This is a genomic window from Pseudomonas akapageensis (assembly GCF_011355085.1).
Taxonomy (GTDB): domain Bacteria; phylum Pseudomonadota; class Gammaproteobacteria; order Pseudomonadales; family Pseudomonadaceae; genus Aquipseudomonas; species Aquipseudomonas akapageensis.
The window spans coordinates 72,610-88,914 of sequence record NZ_VXCP01000009.1; the positions used below are offsets into that span (position 1 = coordinate 72,610).

Annotated in this window: 15 protein-coding genes; 9 read left to right on the forward strand and 6 right to left on the reverse strand. The window is 58.3% G+C overall.

The features are described from left to right. Positions 1-6: 6 nt before the first annotated feature. The 7 genes from F2S13_RS06680 to F2S13_RS06710 all read left to right on the forward strand — a co-directional run bounded on the left by F2S13_RS06680 (position 7) and on the right by F2S13_RS06710 (position 7,166). Complete coding sequence (locus F2S13_RS06680) at positions 7-1,521, forward strand: HAD-IC family P-type ATPase (RefSeq protein WP_425500219.1); 1,515 nt, start codon at positions 7-9, stop codon at positions 1,519-1,521. Positions 1,522-2,242: 721 nt separating this feature from the next. Beyond that, positions 2,243-2,449 carry a co-regulatory protein PtrA N-terminal domain-containing protein gene (locus F2S13_RS06685; RefSeq protein ID WP_166359683.1) on the forward strand — a complete coding sequence of 69 codons (207 nt, stop codon included), beginning with the start codon at positions 2,243-2,245 and terminating at the stop codon, positions 2,447-2,449. A 221-nt stretch (positions 2,450-2,670) separates the two neighbouring features. Further along, complete coding sequence (locus F2S13_RS06690; protein WP_166359684.1) at positions 2,671-4,650, forward strand: copper resistance system multicopper oxidase; 1,980 nt, start codon at positions 2,671-2,673, stop codon at positions 4,648-4,650. Positions 4,651-4,662: 12 nt separating this feature from the next. Continuing rightward, a complete protein-coding gene (locus F2S13_RS06695; protein WP_166359685.1) occupies positions 4,663-4,929 on the forward strand; it encodes a hypothetical protein in 267 nt (88 codons plus the stop codon). After that, the gene (locus F2S13_RS06700; RefSeq protein ID WP_166359686.1) at positions 4,901-5,881 is read left to right on the forward strand and encodes a copper resistance protein B; all 981 of its coding nucleotides are present in this window, start codon (positions 4,901-4,903) and stop codon (positions 5,879-5,881) included. Before F2S13_RS06695 ends, F2S13_RS06700 begins: the two co-directional genes overlap by 29 nt. Before the next feature lie 9 nt (positions 5,882-5,890). Further along, the gene (locus tag F2S13_RS06705) at positions 5,891-6,709 is read left to right on the forward strand and encodes a c-type cytochrome (protein WP_166359687.1); all 819 of its coding nucleotides are present in this window, start codon (positions 5,891-5,893) and stop codon (positions 6,707-6,709) included. Then, a complete protein-coding gene (locus tag F2S13_RS06710; RefSeq protein ID WP_166359688.1) occupies positions 6,699-7,166 on the forward strand; it encodes a DUF411 domain-containing protein in 468 nt (155 codons plus the stop codon). The genes F2S13_RS06705 and F2S13_RS06710 overlap by 11 nt, the downstream gene beginning before the upstream one ends. A gap of 220 nt (positions 7,167-7,386) precedes the next feature. On the opposite strand, the gene F2S13_RS06715 is transcribed toward F2S13_RS06710, so the two are convergent. Next, positions 7,387-8,343, reverse strand: coding sequence for a cupin domain-containing protein (locus F2S13_RS06715; protein WP_166359689.1), 957 nt, complete (start codon positions 8,341-8,343; stop codon positions 7,387-7,389). A 162-nt stretch (positions 8,344-8,505) separates the two neighbouring features. Here F2S13_RS06715 and F2S13_RS06720 point away from each other — a divergent pair, with 162 nt between their 5' ends. Beyond that, entirely contained in the window at positions 8,506-9,459 is a 954-nt protein-coding gene (locus F2S13_RS06720) for a diiron oxygenase (RefSeq protein ID WP_166359690.1), read from the forward strand. Between the two features lie 68 nt (positions 9,460-9,527). Continuing rightward, on the forward strand, positions 9,528-9,950 hold the full coding sequence (locus tag F2S13_RS06725; RefSeq protein WP_166359691.1) for an MAPEG family protein: 423 nt from the start codon (positions 9,528-9,530) through the stop codon (positions 9,948-9,950). Between the two features lie 18 nt (positions 9,951-9,968). On the opposite strand, the gene F2S13_RS06730 is transcribed toward F2S13_RS06725, so the two are convergent. The 5 genes from F2S13_RS06730 to garD form a co-directional block, all read right to left on the reverse strand. Beyond that, positions 9,969-11,009 (reverse strand): sterol desaturase family protein, encoded by a 1,041-nt coding sequence (locus F2S13_RS06730; protein ID WP_166359692.1) that lies wholly within the window; start codon positions 11,007-11,009, stop codon positions 9,969-9,971. Between the two features lie 217 nt (positions 11,010-11,226). Further along, positions 11,227-12,672, reverse strand: coding sequence for an aldehyde dehydrogenase family protein (locus F2S13_RS06735; protein ID WP_166359693.1), 1,446 nt, complete (start codon positions 12,670-12,672; stop codon positions 11,227-11,229). A gap of 62 nt (positions 12,673-12,734) precedes the next feature. Next, positions 12,735-13,646, reverse strand: coding sequence for a 5-dehydro-4-deoxyglucarate dehydratase (kdgD, locus tag F2S13_RS06740; protein WP_166359694.1), 912 nt, complete (start codon positions 13,644-13,646; stop codon positions 12,735-12,737). Between the two features lie 215 nt (positions 13,647-13,861). Then, entirely contained in the window at positions 13,862-14,611 is a 750-nt protein-coding gene (locus F2S13_RS06745; RefSeq protein ID WP_166359695.1) for a FadR/GntR family transcriptional regulator, read from the reverse strand. 136 nt (positions 14,612-14,747) lie between these two features. Then, complete coding sequence (gene garD, locus F2S13_RS06750; RefSeq protein WP_166359696.1) at positions 14,748-16,301, reverse strand: galactarate dehydratase; 1,554 nt, start codon at positions 16,299-16,301, stop codon at positions 14,748-14,750. Positions 16,302-16,305 lie beyond the last annotated feature (4 nt).

A 16,305-nucleotide genomic window follows, 5' to 3' on the forward strand; every position in this document is an offset into this window, starting at 1 on the left:
TGCCCGATGCATCCGGAGATACGTCAGCCCGGGCCCGGTACCTGCCCAAAGTGTGGCATGGCATTAGAGCCAGTGATGCCAGGGCTTGAGGAGGACGAGAACCCCGAACTCAAGGACTTCACTCGCCGCTTTTGGTGGTCGTTGCCTCTCACCATCATCGTGACCTTACTCGCCATGGCAGGACACTCGCTGCAACTGTTCCATGGTGCTACACAGAACTGGATTGAGCTGATCCTTGCCACCCCAGTGACCCTGTGGGCGGGCCGGCCCTTTTTTGTAAGGGGCGTCGCCTCAATTCGTCATCGCAGCCCAAATATGTGGACCTTGATTGGATTGGGCACAGCGGCGGCCTTTCTGTACAGCGTCGCAGCCACAGTACTCCCCCAGAGTTTCCCCCCGACTTTCATGCAAGGGGGACGCATTGGGGTCTACTTCGAAGCTGCAGCGGTGATCATTTCACTGACGTTGCTCGGTCAGATGCTTGAACTCAAAGCGCGATCACAAACGTCTGCCGCTATTAAGTCCCTTTTAGGCCTGTCACCCAAGACAGCACGCAGGCTAAACGCAAATGGTCAAGAGGAAGACATTCCCCTTACACATGTGCACAAAGGGGATCACCTACGGGTAAGGCCGGGAGAAAAGGTTCCCGTCGATGGCTCCGTCCTGGAGGGGGAAAGCGCGGTCGACGAATCGATGCTAACGGGTGAGCCTGTGCCGGTGATGAAGAGGATCGGCGATAGCCTGATCGGGGCAACGCTGAATACCCATGGCAGTCTGGTGATGGAAGCACAGAAGGTGGGTGCTGAGACCGTGTTGTCGCAGATCGTACAGATGGTTGCCCGTGCCCAGCGCTCCAAAGCACCCATGCAACGCATGGCTGATGCCATCGCCGGCTATTTCGTGATGGGCGTCATCACGGTGGCCATCCTGACTCTTTTGGGGTGGGGGCTCTTCGGTCCTGAGCCCAGTTGGGTCTTCGGTCTGATCAATGCGGTCGCCGTGCTGATCATTGCCTGCCCCTGCGCGTTGGGGTTGGCAACGCCGATGTCGATCATGGTTTCCACAGGCAAAGCAGCCAGCATGGGTGTGCTGTTCAGAGATGCCAGCGCGATCGAGAACCTGTGCAAAATTGACACGCTGATCGTCGACAAGACCGGCACCCTGACAGAGGGACGCCCGGTATTTCACAGCGTGGAGGCCACACAGAGGTTCACCGCCAATGAAGTACTTCAACTGGCCGCTAGCCTCGATCAAGGCAGTGAACATCCCTTGGCTCACGCAATCGTTGATCAGGGGATTCTTCGCGCGCGGGCCCTTTCTGTCGCGACAGTAAAAAACATGCGGCAGAATCTGGGCTTCGCCTTTCTCTACAACTCGATGGGCATCCCACTCGCAGCAGGCCTGCTGTACCCAATGACCGGACATCTCTTATCACCGAAGGTCGCGGCCATCGCCATGAGTGTTAGCTCCGCATCCGTTGTTTTCAATGCTTTGAGGCTGAGGAACACATCTATAGATTGAGGTGAACGTACAATGCTCCGAGCGCTCGACGCACATGGAGGTGCCATTTTGATGACACCAAGCTGATGCACTTTGGAGGACTAAACTTTCTACCTGCTCGACGTTTTGAAATGGGCCGCATATCAGGTCAGCAAGCTGCTCACTGGACTCTGCAATAAAGAACAAGCGGATCGACATTGGCAAAGGAGTATTGGCATTGACCCAGAATGGGCTTGCCCTAAGCCGCTCGCGATTTCCTTTGTCGTCTGTGACGGTCAGGATGCAGTCAGGCGAACAATCAGCCAACAGCGTCATATTCCCTCCAGATTCGTGCCCCATGGCGGATCATCAACCAATAGTCCACCTCAACGAATCACGCCACCTCGGCGAGGACCAGATCACTGCTGAACTTAACCCTTCCCAATAAGCCTGCTTTCAATAGCTTCCACGGAATAGTGAGCACTACTCTCAGTAGGGAAAATTTGGTCGACCAATTCTTGGTTGACCATGAGCTGAAGTATCAAAGTGCCATCGACTTTTTAGCCATTGGGAACGGTCTGCCATAACTTCTGATTTCAAAATATCGTCAGAAAATCAAAATCTTACAGAACTGTAATATTCACCTAAGGTTCCTGACAGGGGCTGAGTCTTAAAGTTATATCGAGCTTTGAGCTCACCCCCCGAGAATCATCTCTTGATGTGGATTCAACGGGTTAACCCAATCCCATTCGAGGATACCCCAATGAAATCCATGAAAGCACTGTTGGTCATTGCCGCTTTAACCGTCTCTTCTCTGGCTATGGCTTCAGGCGGTGGTGACCGGACATTTGCCCGCATGGAAGCGGCACAGAAGAACGCAATGGAAGCGTACCAAGCTACTCAAAAGCGAGCCGATCAAACTCCTGTAGCCAAGAGCAAAGCCAAGGCTGTCAATCAAGCCAAATACTGAGCGTCTTGATGCGCTCCCAAGCTGACAGAAATGTAATCACTTCGGTGGTTAAAGTGTGGCAATTTCAACGCTCGCCTGCCGTATGAATTTTATCATTTGCGGCGGCGGGCAAGGCTCATCCGGATTCGCGCCGAATTCCAGAGAGCACGCCCCCAACCGGTAAGCACAACGCTCAGTGTGTTTCGCACGGTTTTCCTTTTGACTGATTGGATATAAACGGCATGCATTCCAAAACCTCTAGGCGGACCTTCGTCAAAGGCCTGGCCGCTGGTGGCATTCTTGGCGGTCTTGGTCTGTGGCGCACGCCTGTATGGGCTGTAACCAGCCCGGGTCTGCCGAGCGTACTGACCGGCAACGAATTCGACCTGTTCATTGGTGAAACCCCCGTGAACATCACCGGTTCGCCGCGCACAGCCATGACCATCAATGGCACTTTGCCAGGGCCTCTTCTGCGGTGGCGTGAAGGCGATACCGTCACACTGCGGGTGAAGAACCGCCTGGATCAGGACACCTCCATCCATTGGCACGGGATCATCCTGCCGGCCAATATGGACGGTGTACCGGGCTTGAGCTTTCATGGCATCGCGCCCGATGGCATGTACGAGTACAAATTCAAGGTGCATCAGAATGGTACTTACTGGTACCACAGTCACTCGGGCATGCAGGAGCAGGTAGGCGTCTACGGGCCGATTGTGATCGATGCCAAAGAGCCTGAACCCTTCCAATACAACCGCGATTATGTGGTGATGTTGAGTGACTGGACCGATGAAGACCCTGGCCGCGTCATGGCCAAGCTCAAGAAGCAGTCGGACTACTACAACCATCACAAGCGTACCGTAGGCGACTTCATCGACGATGTCAGCCAGAAGGGTTGGTCCGCGGCAGTGGCAGATCGGAAGATGTGGGCCGAAATGAAAATGAACCCCACCGATCTCGCCGACGTCAGCGGGGATACATACACCTATCTCATGAACGGCCAGGCCCCTAACGGCAATTGGACCGGTATATTCAAACCTGGCGAAAAACTTCGCCTGCGCTTTATCAACGGCTCAGCCATGAGCTACTTCGACGTCCGTATTCCAGGCTTGAAGATGACTGTCGTGGCCGCCGACGGGCAGCACGTCAAACCCGTCACTGTCGATGAGTTTCGCATCGCCGTGGCAGAAACCTATGACGTGATCGTCGAGCCTGCCAGTGCAGAGGCGTACACCATCTTTGCCCAGTCCATGGATCGCACCGGCTATGCCCGCGGAACCCTGGCAGTGCGCGAAGGGCTGAGCGCACCGGTACCGGCAACTGATCCACGTCCGCTTTTGACCATGGATGACATGGGGATGGGGGGTATGGACCATGGCAGCATGGCGGGCATGGACCATAGCGCCATGAAGCAAGGTGACATGTCCGGAATGGCCAGTATGGATCACAGCAAGATGACCAGTATGGACCAGGGCGACATGTCCGGCATGGCCAGCATGGATCACAGCAAGATGACCGGCATGGATCAGGGCGATATGTCCGGCATGGCCAGCATGGATCACAGCAAAATGACTGGCATGGGCCAGGGCGATATGTCCGGTATGGCCGGGATGGATCACAGCAAGATGGCCGGCATGGACCATGGTGATATGTCAGGGATGGCTGGCATGGCTGGCATGGGTGGAATGGAAGGCATGGAGATGCAGTCGCACCCGGCCTCCGAAACCAATAACCCCCTGGTCGATATGCAAGCCATGAGCACTACGCCAAAACTCAACGACCCGGGTATTGGTTTACGGAACAACGGCCGTCGCGTGCTGACCTACGCCGACCTGAAGAGCACTTTTCAGGACCCTGATGGCCGCGAACCGAATCGCACGATTGAGCTGCACCTGACTGGCCATATGGAGAAGTTTTCCTGGTCCTTCAACGGCATCAAATTCTCCGACGCTGAGCCGTTGCGCCTCAAGTATGGCGAGCGCCTGCGCATCACCCTGGTGAACGACACCATGATGACCCACCCCATCCATCTCCACGGCATGTGGAGCGACCTTGAGGATGAGCACGGCAAATTCATGGTGCGAAAACATACGATCGACATGCCGCCCGGTACCAAACGCAGCTATCGCGTCACCGCCGATGCCCTGGGGCGCTGGGCCTATCACTGCCACCTGCTGTTTCACATGGAAATGGGCATGTTCCGTGAAGTACGGGTTGAGGAGTAAGGGAGACGGATTATGAGCAGATATCTGAACCGTCACTCACTGATCGGTTGCACCTTTGCCATTGGCCTATTGAGTGGAATGCCTTTGGTACAAGCTGGGGAAGTCAGTGCTGAACACGCTCACGCTGCTGCTGCCATGGACAAACCAGCAACAAAGCATAAGACCAAGACAAGTGAGTCCAAGTCTGATCACGGTTCCATGAACCATGGAACGATGGACCACAGCAAAATGAATCACGAGTCGATGGATCATGACTCAAACACTAAAAAAGCGGATTGAGACCATGACCCATAAGCTTTTACGTCCGACCCTGATGGCGTTGACGGTTTCAGTCAGCTCTGTGTTTGTTGGTATCGCTACCGCGGCCGAAGAGATGGATCACTCCAAGATGGATCACGGTTCGATGGGAACCATGGACCATAGCAAGATGGGGGCAATGGATCACGGCAACATGGATCAAGGCCAAATGGAGGGCATGGATCACAGCTCCATGAATATGGATGCTGGGACGACCACCACGAGTCGGACGCCCATTCCTGTATTGACCGATGCTGATCGCAAGGCCGCCTTTCCGCCTGTCGCAGGTCATGGCGTTCATGACAAGAAACTCAACTCTTTCGTCCTCCTGGATAAGTTTGAATACCAGGACGCGGATAACGGCAGCGCCCTGAATTGGGATGCCAAAGGCTGGATTGGCGGCGACATTGATCGTTTGTGGTTGCGCTCGGAAGGCGAGCGCACCAACGGTGTGACGGAAGATGCCGAACTCCAGGCGCTTTGGGGCCACTCAATCGGTCCATGGTGGGATGTTGTCACCGGCGTACGCCAGGATTTCAAACCCGGTTCACCGCAGACGTGGGGGGCCATCGGTATCCAAGGCATGGCCCTCTACAACTTCGAAACTGAAGCAACCGCGTTCATCGGCGAGAACGGCCAGACCGCCGCCCGACTGGAAGGTGATTACGACATTCTGCTCACCAATCGCCTGATCTTGCAGCCGACCGCCGAAGTGAACTTCTACGGGAAAAACGATCCACAGCGCGGCATTGGCTCTGGATTAGCCAATACCGAAGTAGGCTTGCGGTTGCGCTACGAAATTGTTCGTGAATTTGCCCCCTATATCGGGGTTACCTGGAATCGCGCCTACGGCAAGACCGCCGACCTGGCCAGCGATGAAGGGGAAGATACCAACGAGGCTCGATTTGTTGCCGGTATTCGCATGTGGTTCTAAGGGAGTGACATGAAAAGAACAATCAAAACGTTGTCTGCTGCCAGTGGCGTCGCCGCAATTGTAGGCGCTGGTGTCGTGTATTTCGGAGTGTTTAACGTGGGCGCCGATGACCCACATTCGCACCCGGTATATTCCCTGCTCTCGACCGCTCGGGATCGTTCGATCGAAGTGCGCTCCCGCGACATTAAGGTCCCTGACCTCACAGACGAAGCGCTCATTCGTGCAGGTGCTGGCAACTACAATGCGATGTGCATTGGTTGCCACCTGGCTCCGGGGCTCGCGCAAACCGAGTTGAGCAAAAGCCTTTACCCGGCTCCCCCGAATTTGTCGAAACTCGGTGTCGATGGAAACCCAGCCGCAGCGTTCTGGATCATTAAACACGGCATCAAGTCCACCGGCATGCCTGCTTGGGGCAAGAGCATGGCCGATCCGTATATCTGGGGAATGGTCGCATTTCTTCAACAGCTTCCGGCCATGGGGGTCGAGCAATATAAAGCGCTAGCCGCGAGCAGCGGTGGACACCAGCATGGTGGTGGTGAGTCCAAGATGCATAACCATGAAGGTCAGCATGATGGTCAAATAGAAGCGACTTCTTCACATCACCATGATGCAGACGGAGCTGTAGAGCTTGCCGAAGCTGATGTGCACCACGGCGAAACCAGCGGCGCCAATGCTCATGAGGAGGTCGTAGCACCGTCGTGGGATGAAAGTGTCGAGCACGCCCATCCTGAAGGTATGGGGCCTTCACATGGAGTTCCGGCAACTTCCGCCGCTCAGCCAAAGACTCACACCCATGCCGATGGCAAGGAGCACACTCATGCGCAATAACTTCCTTCGTTCCGGCCGGGCACTTCGCCTCGCGACATTAGCGTTTCTGTTTATCAGCTCGGCTGCCCATGCCACAGAATCGCTGACGATCGATGTCCATCGGGATCTTTACTGCGGATGCTGCAAGAAGTGGATTAAGCACCTTGAAGCGAACGGCTTCACTGTCGTTGATCATGTAGAAACCAACATGAGCGCGGTCAAGCAGGAGCTGGGTGTGGTTCCGCGACTCTCGTCCTGCCACACAGCGGTGATCAACGGAAAGTTTGTTGAAGGCCACGTACCGGCTGAGCAAATCGTCGCGTTGAGTAAGCGTACCGACCTTCTCGGGATTGCTGTGCCAGGTATGCCGACAGGCTCGCCGGGGATGGAGGTCGAGGGAGAGCAGGAGGCGTACCAGGTCATCGGCTTGACTAATGCGGGTACGGATCAAGTGATCGCTGAGTACCCGGCACACTAGTCTTCACACCGTCTGTCATCCTTGCATGGTCACTGCTCGTGACCATGCAAGTGAAGCGAACCCTTACCCAAGAACGCAGAACGCAGAACGCTGTGTGATGGAAAGCATGAGCAAGCGTAAGGGCGCATACCGAATGTCCGATTCTGGCCGATTACTGCCTATGACGAAGGGCAGCAGCCGGCTCTGGAAATTTCCTGCCAGCCTGTGCTTGTCTGAGTCTTCATTCTGACTGTCTGCGCCAAGTGCCGGGTGATGTGCCGAACTGGCGTTTGAATGCGCGACTGAACGCAGCTTCGGATTCGTAGCCAATCGCATAGCCGATTTGCGCCACATTTCCACGACCTTCGCGCAGGTGTTGCGCCGCCACGTGCATGCGCCAGAGCGTCAGGTATTGCATCGGTGGCTGTCCGACCAATGCCGTGAATCGCTCAGCAAATGCCGAGCGCGACATGCCCACCTCGAGCGCCAGGGCTTCTGCAGTCCAGCCCTCGGTGGGGCGTGCATGGAGCAGCGCCAGGGCGCGCCCGATTTGTGGATCGCGCAAACCCGCCAGCCACCCGCGCCGCTCGGCGGGGAGGCTGGCGACATATTGGCTGACGGCTTCGACGAACAGCAATTCCGATAGTTTGGCGATGACCGTGGTCGAGCCGACGCGGCCCGCCGCGATCTCACTGACAGCGAACCGGAATGAGCTTTCAATCCAGGCCCCCGACGCCGTGGCGCGGACGTCCAGTTTCAAGACCGATGGCAACGATGAAAGCAACGGACTGAAGGGTGTTTCAGAACCAAGGAATCCGCACAGCAACTGCGTGGTCGCACCGCCCCCGCCATACTTGACTCGTGCAATGCTGCCGACTTCTGGCGGCTGAATAACGTCGCTCGCCGACATGGGCGCAATGCTCAGGTCGCTGCCAAAGGTATGAGCGTCATTGCGAGGAAACAGAACGAGTTCGCCTGCCCGTACATCGATGGCGGGACTATCGTCGATTCGTACTTGCATGTTTCCGGCGACGACAAAGTGCGACGCAATGATATGTCGAGGTGCCATCAGGAAGGGTTTGCAAGCGTCCGCAGAGATTCTGCCATTGACGCACCAGGGCGCAGTGAATTCCGCCTCGAGGAAGACCCCTCCAGACAGCCGAATCACCCGCAAGACATCGGAAAACGCATCCAACACCTGCCAGCCCTCCTTTCCGGAGTCCGGAGCATGTAATCAGGCGCACTGGTCATTCATCGCCTGAACTGCGAGGCCTAGATTAGCACCAACGCGGACCCGCTGAGGCTCCGACGTCAACCGCAATGCTCCATTCCAAGTCGACCAGGGAAGCAGGAGATCCATATGAACACCCTCGCTACCATACCCAGCCCGGATTCGGCCAACGCCGCCCGTTATGCTCAGCTTGTCAGATCCTCGAAGAAGGCGGAATGGCAGATCGATCGCGATCTGCTGCAGGACCGGCGTTTCGACTTCTCGCGTAAATTCTTGCCCGACGGCCTGTCGCAGATCGACCGCCTGACCTTTCTCGCCGCGGACGAGGCGCGTCTGCTCAGTCAGATTCAGGGCCGAACCTATGCGTATATCTTTGGCCTCGTCGAGCGCTTTATCAGTGCCAAAATGCTCGATCAGGGTCGGGCCCATGTCTTTGACGATCAGCTCGCACTCGAAGCGCTGGTTCGCTTTTCCAACGAGGAGATCAAGCACCAGGAGCTGTTCGCGCGCATCGAGACGATGATTGGTGCGCAATTGCCAGCGGGATATCGTCAGGTTGCCGACCCAAACGATGTGGCGCGTGCGGTACTTGCGGCCAGCACCTGGTCGGTGCTGGCGCTGACCTGTCATATCGAGTTGTTCGTTCAGGCGCACTACGCGCAAAGCATCGCCCCGCGCGAGGAGTTGTGCCCACTGTTCAAGGATGTCTTCAAATTTCACTGGAAGGATGAAAGCCGCCACGTCGTCCTCGATGAACTGGAGTGGAAGGCGGAACACGCGAAACTCTTGCCTGCCGAGCGCGACCAGGCCGTGAGCGATCTGATTGCGCTGGTGGCGGCCGTCGACGGGATCCTGCAGGCGCAAGCGGCAGCCGATGCCGACTACTTCATGCGAAATGTACCTCGATCATTCAGTGTCGATGAGACTGCGCAGATCAAAGCCTCCGTGCTGGGTGCCTACCGCTGGCAATACATTGTCTCGGGTGTGCAGCATCCACACTTTGGCCGGCTGCTTGCGCGCATGACGACACCCGAACAGATGGCCATGATTCAGACCGCATTGGCGCCAATCATGAGCCATTGATCGACAGCAGACGGCCGACCACGCGTCGGCCGCCTGCTGATGAAAATGATTTATCGAGGATGGCCGCCATGACGATACCGATGTGGATGTTGCTTGGCTTTGCGACCTGGACGTTGTTGCTGTTGATGGCAACCGTCGGGGTGTATCGCTGGGTCAGAATCCTGTTCTCGAATGTCCCGATTGCGTCTTTTCGCAGCGATCAGCTCGAAGGCGAGGATTGGTATCGGCGCGGGACAAGAGCCCACGCGAACTGTGTGGAAAATCTGCCTGTCTTTGGCGTTATCGTGTGGGTGATTTCAGCCCTTGGTATCGACGGCCCCGCAGTGAACTTCTTGTCCATAAGCGTCCTGATCGCTCGCGTGTGCCAGTCGCTGGTTCACGTATCCCATGTGCAAACCGATACGTTCGTGGCGGTTCGGTTTACCTTCTTTTGCATTCAGTTGGTCTGTTTTCTCGCGCTCATTGTCATCGCTGCCTGGCATGGCGCTTGAATATCGCGACCGCTCCACTTATGCATCAGGCGTTTCGGACCTTCTGGAGAGCACGGGCTGTGGACGTTTCGCCGGCAGGATCTTGCCGGCCGTTTCCGCGAAGGGGGTGACGATCAGGCTGTAGATCGTCAGGTAGCGGTCGCGTTCCTGCTCCCCGATACCGAATCCGATGGTTTCAGGCTTCGAGGTGGTGACATAGAGCGTGCCGAACATCCAGTCCCAGAGTGACAGGTTGACCCCGAAGTTCTTGTTGAAGTGTCGGGGTGCGTCGCTGTGGTGGATCTGGTGCTGAGCCGGGCTGCTCAGTACATGCTCGGCCTTGGGGCCGAACGAAAGCCAGACATGACTGTGCCGCAAGTTTGCTCCCAATCCATTGAAGATGAGCACCAGATAACTGACGCCGAACAGGGTGTAACGGCTGATCTCCCCGCCACAGGCGTACCAGAAAATACCGGCATAGAAACCGACGCCGACAGCGGTCGTCAGTTTTTCGACGACCTCTTCCATGAAGTGAATCCGGCTCGCCGTCGCCGGTACCAGCACGGTGGCCGAATGGTGGACCTTGTGGAATGCCCAGAGCCAGCGGGAATGAAAGGCGCGGTGGGCCCAGTAATGCACAAAGTCTTTCACGAGAAAAACCCCCAGCCCGTAGAGCAGGGAGAGTGAAAGGTTTTCACCCAGGTGCGGGCGTGCACCCCACAGCTTGCTGAAAAAGGCGATGTAATCGCCGGAGCGCAGGATGTGCGGGTCAACCAGGCCGACAATGGGCAGCACCAGCGCGACCTTCAGGATGGCGCGCGCCAGGTAGTAGCGGTAATCCAGCAGCGCCGAGCGATGGAAATGGACCCGGTTGCCACCGATGAACTGCCACAGCGAGCGCGCGTCGGTCAGGCCGCGATGCTTCCTGAAACGGAACAGGCTGTAGGCAATGAGGTAGGACGTGAACAGAAACAGCAGACCGAGGCGGCCGTTCAGGTCGAAGATGCCGAAAAACTGGTCGAAGATGGGCTCGATTACCCACTGGGTCAGGTGCTCATAGATGAGCGAGAGAGCATCCATGACAGGCTGGCCTCGGTCAAAAAGGAGGCCATTGTAAATCAGATTGCGATTGGTAATGGTTTTTATGTGGGAATTCAGCTGAAGGACGTTATCTCGTTCCCACGCTCTGCGTGGGAATGCCGTGCCAGACGCTCTGCGTCGACCTTCAAGAGCGCTTTGCGGCGCGTCTCTGGATGCATTCCCACGCCGAGCGTGGGAACGAGGAGAACGCTCCGGCTTACGACCCGATGTAACTGGTTTTAACGACCGTGTAGAACTCCTGGGCATAGCGCCCCTGTTCACGCGAGCCGTAGGACGAGCCTTTGCGCCCGCCGAACGGTACGTGGTAATCGACGCCGGCCGTCGGCAGGTTGACCATTACCATCCCGGCCTGGGAGTGCCGCTTGAAGTGGTTGGCATACTTGAGGGAGGTGGTCGCAATGCCGGCCGACAAACCGAACTCGGTGTCATTGGCCATGGCCAGTGCCGCTTCGTAGTCTGCGACCTTGACGATATTGGCCACCGGGCCGAAGACTTCTTCACGGCTGATGCGCATGTCGGCGGTGCTGTCGGCAAACAGGGTGGGGGCCAGGAAATAGCCTTCGGTGTCGCAGGTCACCAGGTTACCGCCGGTGATCAGGCGCGCGCCTTCGTTCTGGGCAATGTCGATGTAGCCCAGGTCCTGGTCGAGTTGGGCCTGCGACACCACCGGGCCGATATCGATACCTGTCTGTAAGGCATGGCCGACCTTGATCGAACGCATGCGCTCGGCCATGGCCTCGACGAATTTGTCGTGGATACCCGCGGTGACGATCAGCCGGCTCGACGCGGTGCAACGCTGACCGGTGGAGTAGAACGCGCTCTGTACCGCCAGTTCGACCGCTTGCTTGAGGTCGGCATCGTCAAGAATGATCTGCGGGTTCTTGCCACCCATTTCCAACTGCACCTTGGCCTGGCGCGACACGCAACTGATCGCGATCTGGCGGCCAACACCGACGGAGCCGGTGAAGCTGACACCATCGACTTTGGGGCTGTTGACGATCGCTTCGCCGACGACGCGGCCGCTGCCCATCACCAGGTTGAACACACCGGCCGGAAAGCCGGCGCGCGAGATGATTTCGGCGAGCGCCCAGGCACAGCCCGGTACCAGATCGGCCGGTTTGAGCACCACGCAGTTGCCATAGGCCAGGGCCGGGGCGATTTTCCAGGCCGGAATGGCGATTGGGAAGTTCCAGGGCGTGATCAGGCCGACCACCCCCAAGGCTTCGCGGGTGACTTCAACGTGCACGCCCGGGCGCACCGACGGCAAGTAGTCACCCGACAGGCGCAGGCATTCGCCGGCGAAGAACTTGAAGATGTTGCCGGCACGGGTCACTTCGCCAATCGCTTCAGGCAGGGTCTTGCCTTCCTCGCGGGCCAGCAGGGTACCCAGCTCTTCACGACGCGCGAGGATTTCGCTGCCGACCTTGTCCAGTGCATCGCTGCGGGCCTGGATGCCGGAGGTCGACCATGCCGGGAAGGCCGCACGCGCCGCGTCGATGGCGGCATTGACCTGGGCGACATCGGCCTGGGCATATTCACCGATCACATCCGACAGGTCGGACGGATTGATGTTGGTGCTGTAGCGCGCGCCAGCGACCCACTCGCCGCCGATGTAATTGTCGAAACGCTTTGAATCAGTCATGGACGTTTTCTCCGTCAGCAAAAAAACCGCCGGTTGCCCGGCGGTCTTGAGTCATGGGTCGGTTATTGCGCGCCTTGCTTGTCCATCAGGGCAGCGAGCATTTCGTACTCTTCGCGGGTCAGGTCGGTGAGCGGGGTGCGCACCGGGCCGGCGTCGTAGCCGGCGATCTTTGCCCCGGCCTTGACGATGCTCACGGCATAGCCGGACTTGCGGTTGCGGATGTCCAGGTACGGCAGGAAGAAGTCATCGATGAGCTTGCCGACGGTGGCGTGATCGTCGCGGGCGATGGCGTGGTAGAAGTCCATGGCTGTTTTCGGGAGGAAGTTGAACACCGCCGAGGAGTAGACCGGCACGCCGAGGGCCTTGTAGGCCGCGGCATAGACTTCGGCGGTGGGCAGGCCGCCCAGGTAGGTGAAGCGATCGCCCAGGCGGCGGCGAATCGACACCATCAGCTCGATGTCGCCCAGGCCATCCTTGTAGCCGATCAGGTTCGGGCAACGCTCGGCCAGTTGCTCCAGCAGCGAGGCGCTCAGGCGGCAGACATTGCGGTTGTAGACCACCACACCGATGTTCACCGACTTGCACACGGCTTCGACGTGGGCGGCGACGCCGTCCTGGCTGGCTTCAGTCAGGTAGTGGGGCAGCAGCAACAGGCCCTTGGCACCCAGGCGCTCGGCTTCCTGGGCATATTCGATGGCCTGGCGGGTCGAACCACCGACACCGGCGAGGATCGGCACGCTGCTGGCGCAGGTATCGACCGCGGTCTTGATGATCTCACTGTATTCGCTGGCCGCCAGGGAGAAGAACTCACCGGTGCCGCCGGCAGCGAACAATGCGCTGGCGCCGTAAGGGGCCAGCCATTCCAGGCGCTTGATGTAGCCGGCGCGGTGGAAATCGCCCTGGGCGTTGAAATCGGTGACCGGGAAAGACAGCAGGCCGGCGGAGAGGATGGACTTCAGTTCTTGTGGATTCATTGTTTGCAACACCCTGAGTAGCGCACTGTGGAAAAAGTGTCAGCCTTGGCTGATGTCGTACGTCATCGTACAACTGAAAATACGAACGCTCAAGGGGGTGTGGACGATTAAATTTTCGGGGGAGGGTTCGAGGGGGATTTATGCAGGTCGAACCTTCTCCACGGGAGGGAGAAGGTCGTGATCAAGGCAGGGAAGAAACGAGTCGGGGAGGCGGGTCAAGCGTTCTGCTTCTCGGCCTCTTCATGAGCCTGGCGCAGACGCTCGCGGCTGTTGGTCAGATGCAGGCGCATCGCCGCGCGCGCAGCCTCCGCATCCTGGCGGGCGATAGCCTCATAGATGGCTTCGTGCTCATGGCTCAGGCGGTTCAGGTAGTGCTGCTGGTCGTCATGGGCCAGGCGCGCCGAGTTGAGCCGGGTGCGCGGGATAATGCTGGTGCCCAGATGCGTCATGATGTCGGTGAAATAGCGGTTGCCGGTCGACATGGCGATCTGCAGATGGAACTGAAAGTCCGAGACGACGGCGTCATTGGCATTGGCAGCGCTTTGCGCAATGGCATCGAGGGCTGCACGCATGGCCGCCAATTGTTCGGGGCTGCGACGCTGGGCGGCCAGGCCCGCGGATTCGACTTCCAGGCTGATGCGCAATTCGAGAATGGCAATCACATCACGTAGCGTGACGATCGTCGCCGGGTCGATGCGAAAGCCGCTGGGGCTGGGGCTATCCAGAACGAACGTGCCGATGCCGTGGCGCGTTTCCACCTGGCCCGCTGCCTGCAGACGCGAAATGGCTTCGCGCACCACGGTGCGGCTGACGCCTTGTTCTTCCATGATGGCCGATTCGGTCGGCAGCTTGTCGCCTCGCTTGAGATGACCGTCGCGAATGCGCTCGGTCAGCACGGTAACCAATTCCTGGGCAAGGCTGCGAGGTTTTCTGCGTGCGCGAGGCTGGGCGCTCTGGTTTTCCATGTCGAACATCGATCTCGGGAGGGGCGGTGGAGTGGGTATCATAGCTTAATGCGGTTGTACGATCACCTGTCTCGGATCCACCCCTGCTCGTTCCCACGCGGAGCGTGGGAACGAGGAAATTGCGATGTCTTCTCAGTCAGGTAATCGGCGCCGGGTTGAACAAGGTAATGTCATTGTGCAGCCTGTACCGCTCGGCCCACGTCTGCTTGCGGCCACTGGCAACATCCAGATAGTAGTGGAACAGCTCCCAGCCCAATTCTTCGATCGTGGCACGACCTGTCGCAATACGACCGGCATCGACATCGATCAGGTCCGGCCACCGTTCGGCCAGTTCGGTGCGGGTCGAGACCTTGATCACCGGGGTCATGGCCAGGCCGTAGGGCGTGCCGCGTCCGGTGGTGAAGACATGCAGGTTCATGCCGGCGGCCAGTTGCAGGGTGCCGCAGACAAAGTCGCTGGCCGGTGTCGCGCAGAAAATCAGGCCCTTGCCTTGCACCCGTTCGCCCGGGCCGAGCACGCCGCTGATTGCGCTGCTACCGGATTTGACGATCGAACCCAGGGATTTTTCGACGATGTTCGACAGCCCGCCCTTTTTGTTGCCAGGCGTGGTGTTGGCACTGCGATCGGCTTCACCGCGCTGCAGGTACTGATCGTACCAATCCATTTCCCGGACCAGTTCGGCGGCGATTTCCGGGGTTTGCGCACGTGAGGTGAGCATGTAGATGGCGTCACGCACTTCAGTGACTTCGGAGAACATCACAGTCGCGCCGGCGCGAATCAGCAGATCGCAGGCGTACCCCAGGGCCGGGTTGGCGGTAATGCCGGAAAAGGCATCGCTGCCACCACATTGCATGCCCAGGATCAGCTCGGACGCGGGCACGGTTTCACGGCGACGTTGATCGAGTTTTTTCAGGCGCACTTCAGCCAGTTCCATGATCTGTTCGATCATTTCGCCAAAGCCGTGGCTGGAATCCTGCAGGCGATACAGCCAGGGTTCGCTGAGGTCCACCGAGCTGTCATCTTCATGCATGACCTGGCCGGCCTGCAGCTTCTCGCAACCAAGGCTGATCACCAGGGCTTCACCGCCCAGGTTGGGGTTGCGCGCCAGATTGCGCACGGTGCGGATCGGGATATAGGCATCGCGCGCGGTGATCGCCACGCCGCAGCCGTAACTGTGGGTCAAGGCCACCACGTCATCGACGTGCGGGTAACTGGGCAGCAGTTCTTCGCGTATGCGCTTGACCGCATGCTCCAGTACGCCTGCGACGCACTGCACCGTGGTGGTGATACCCAGGATGTTGCGGGTGCCCACGGTACCGTCGGCGTTGCGATAGCCCTCGAAGGTAAAGCCTTCCAGCGCCGGCAAGGCGGCGGGCGTCGCGTCGGCCATGGGCAGGCTGTCGAGCGGGGGTGCCGAAGGCATTTGCAGCTGGGTTTCCTTGACCCAACTGCCCTGGGGCAGATCTTGCAGGGCGTAGCCGATGACCTGGCCATAACGTATGACCTTGCCACCCTTGGCAATATCGACCAGTGCCACCTTATGGCTCTGCGGAATGCTTTCAATGACCGTGAGGCCATCGGGAAAGCGACTGCCTTCTGCCACCCCCTGGTCATTGACCACCACCACGACGTTGTCGTTCTCGTGCAGGCGAACGTAGCGCGGGGAGTCGGAATGTTCGATCAGTTGCATGGGT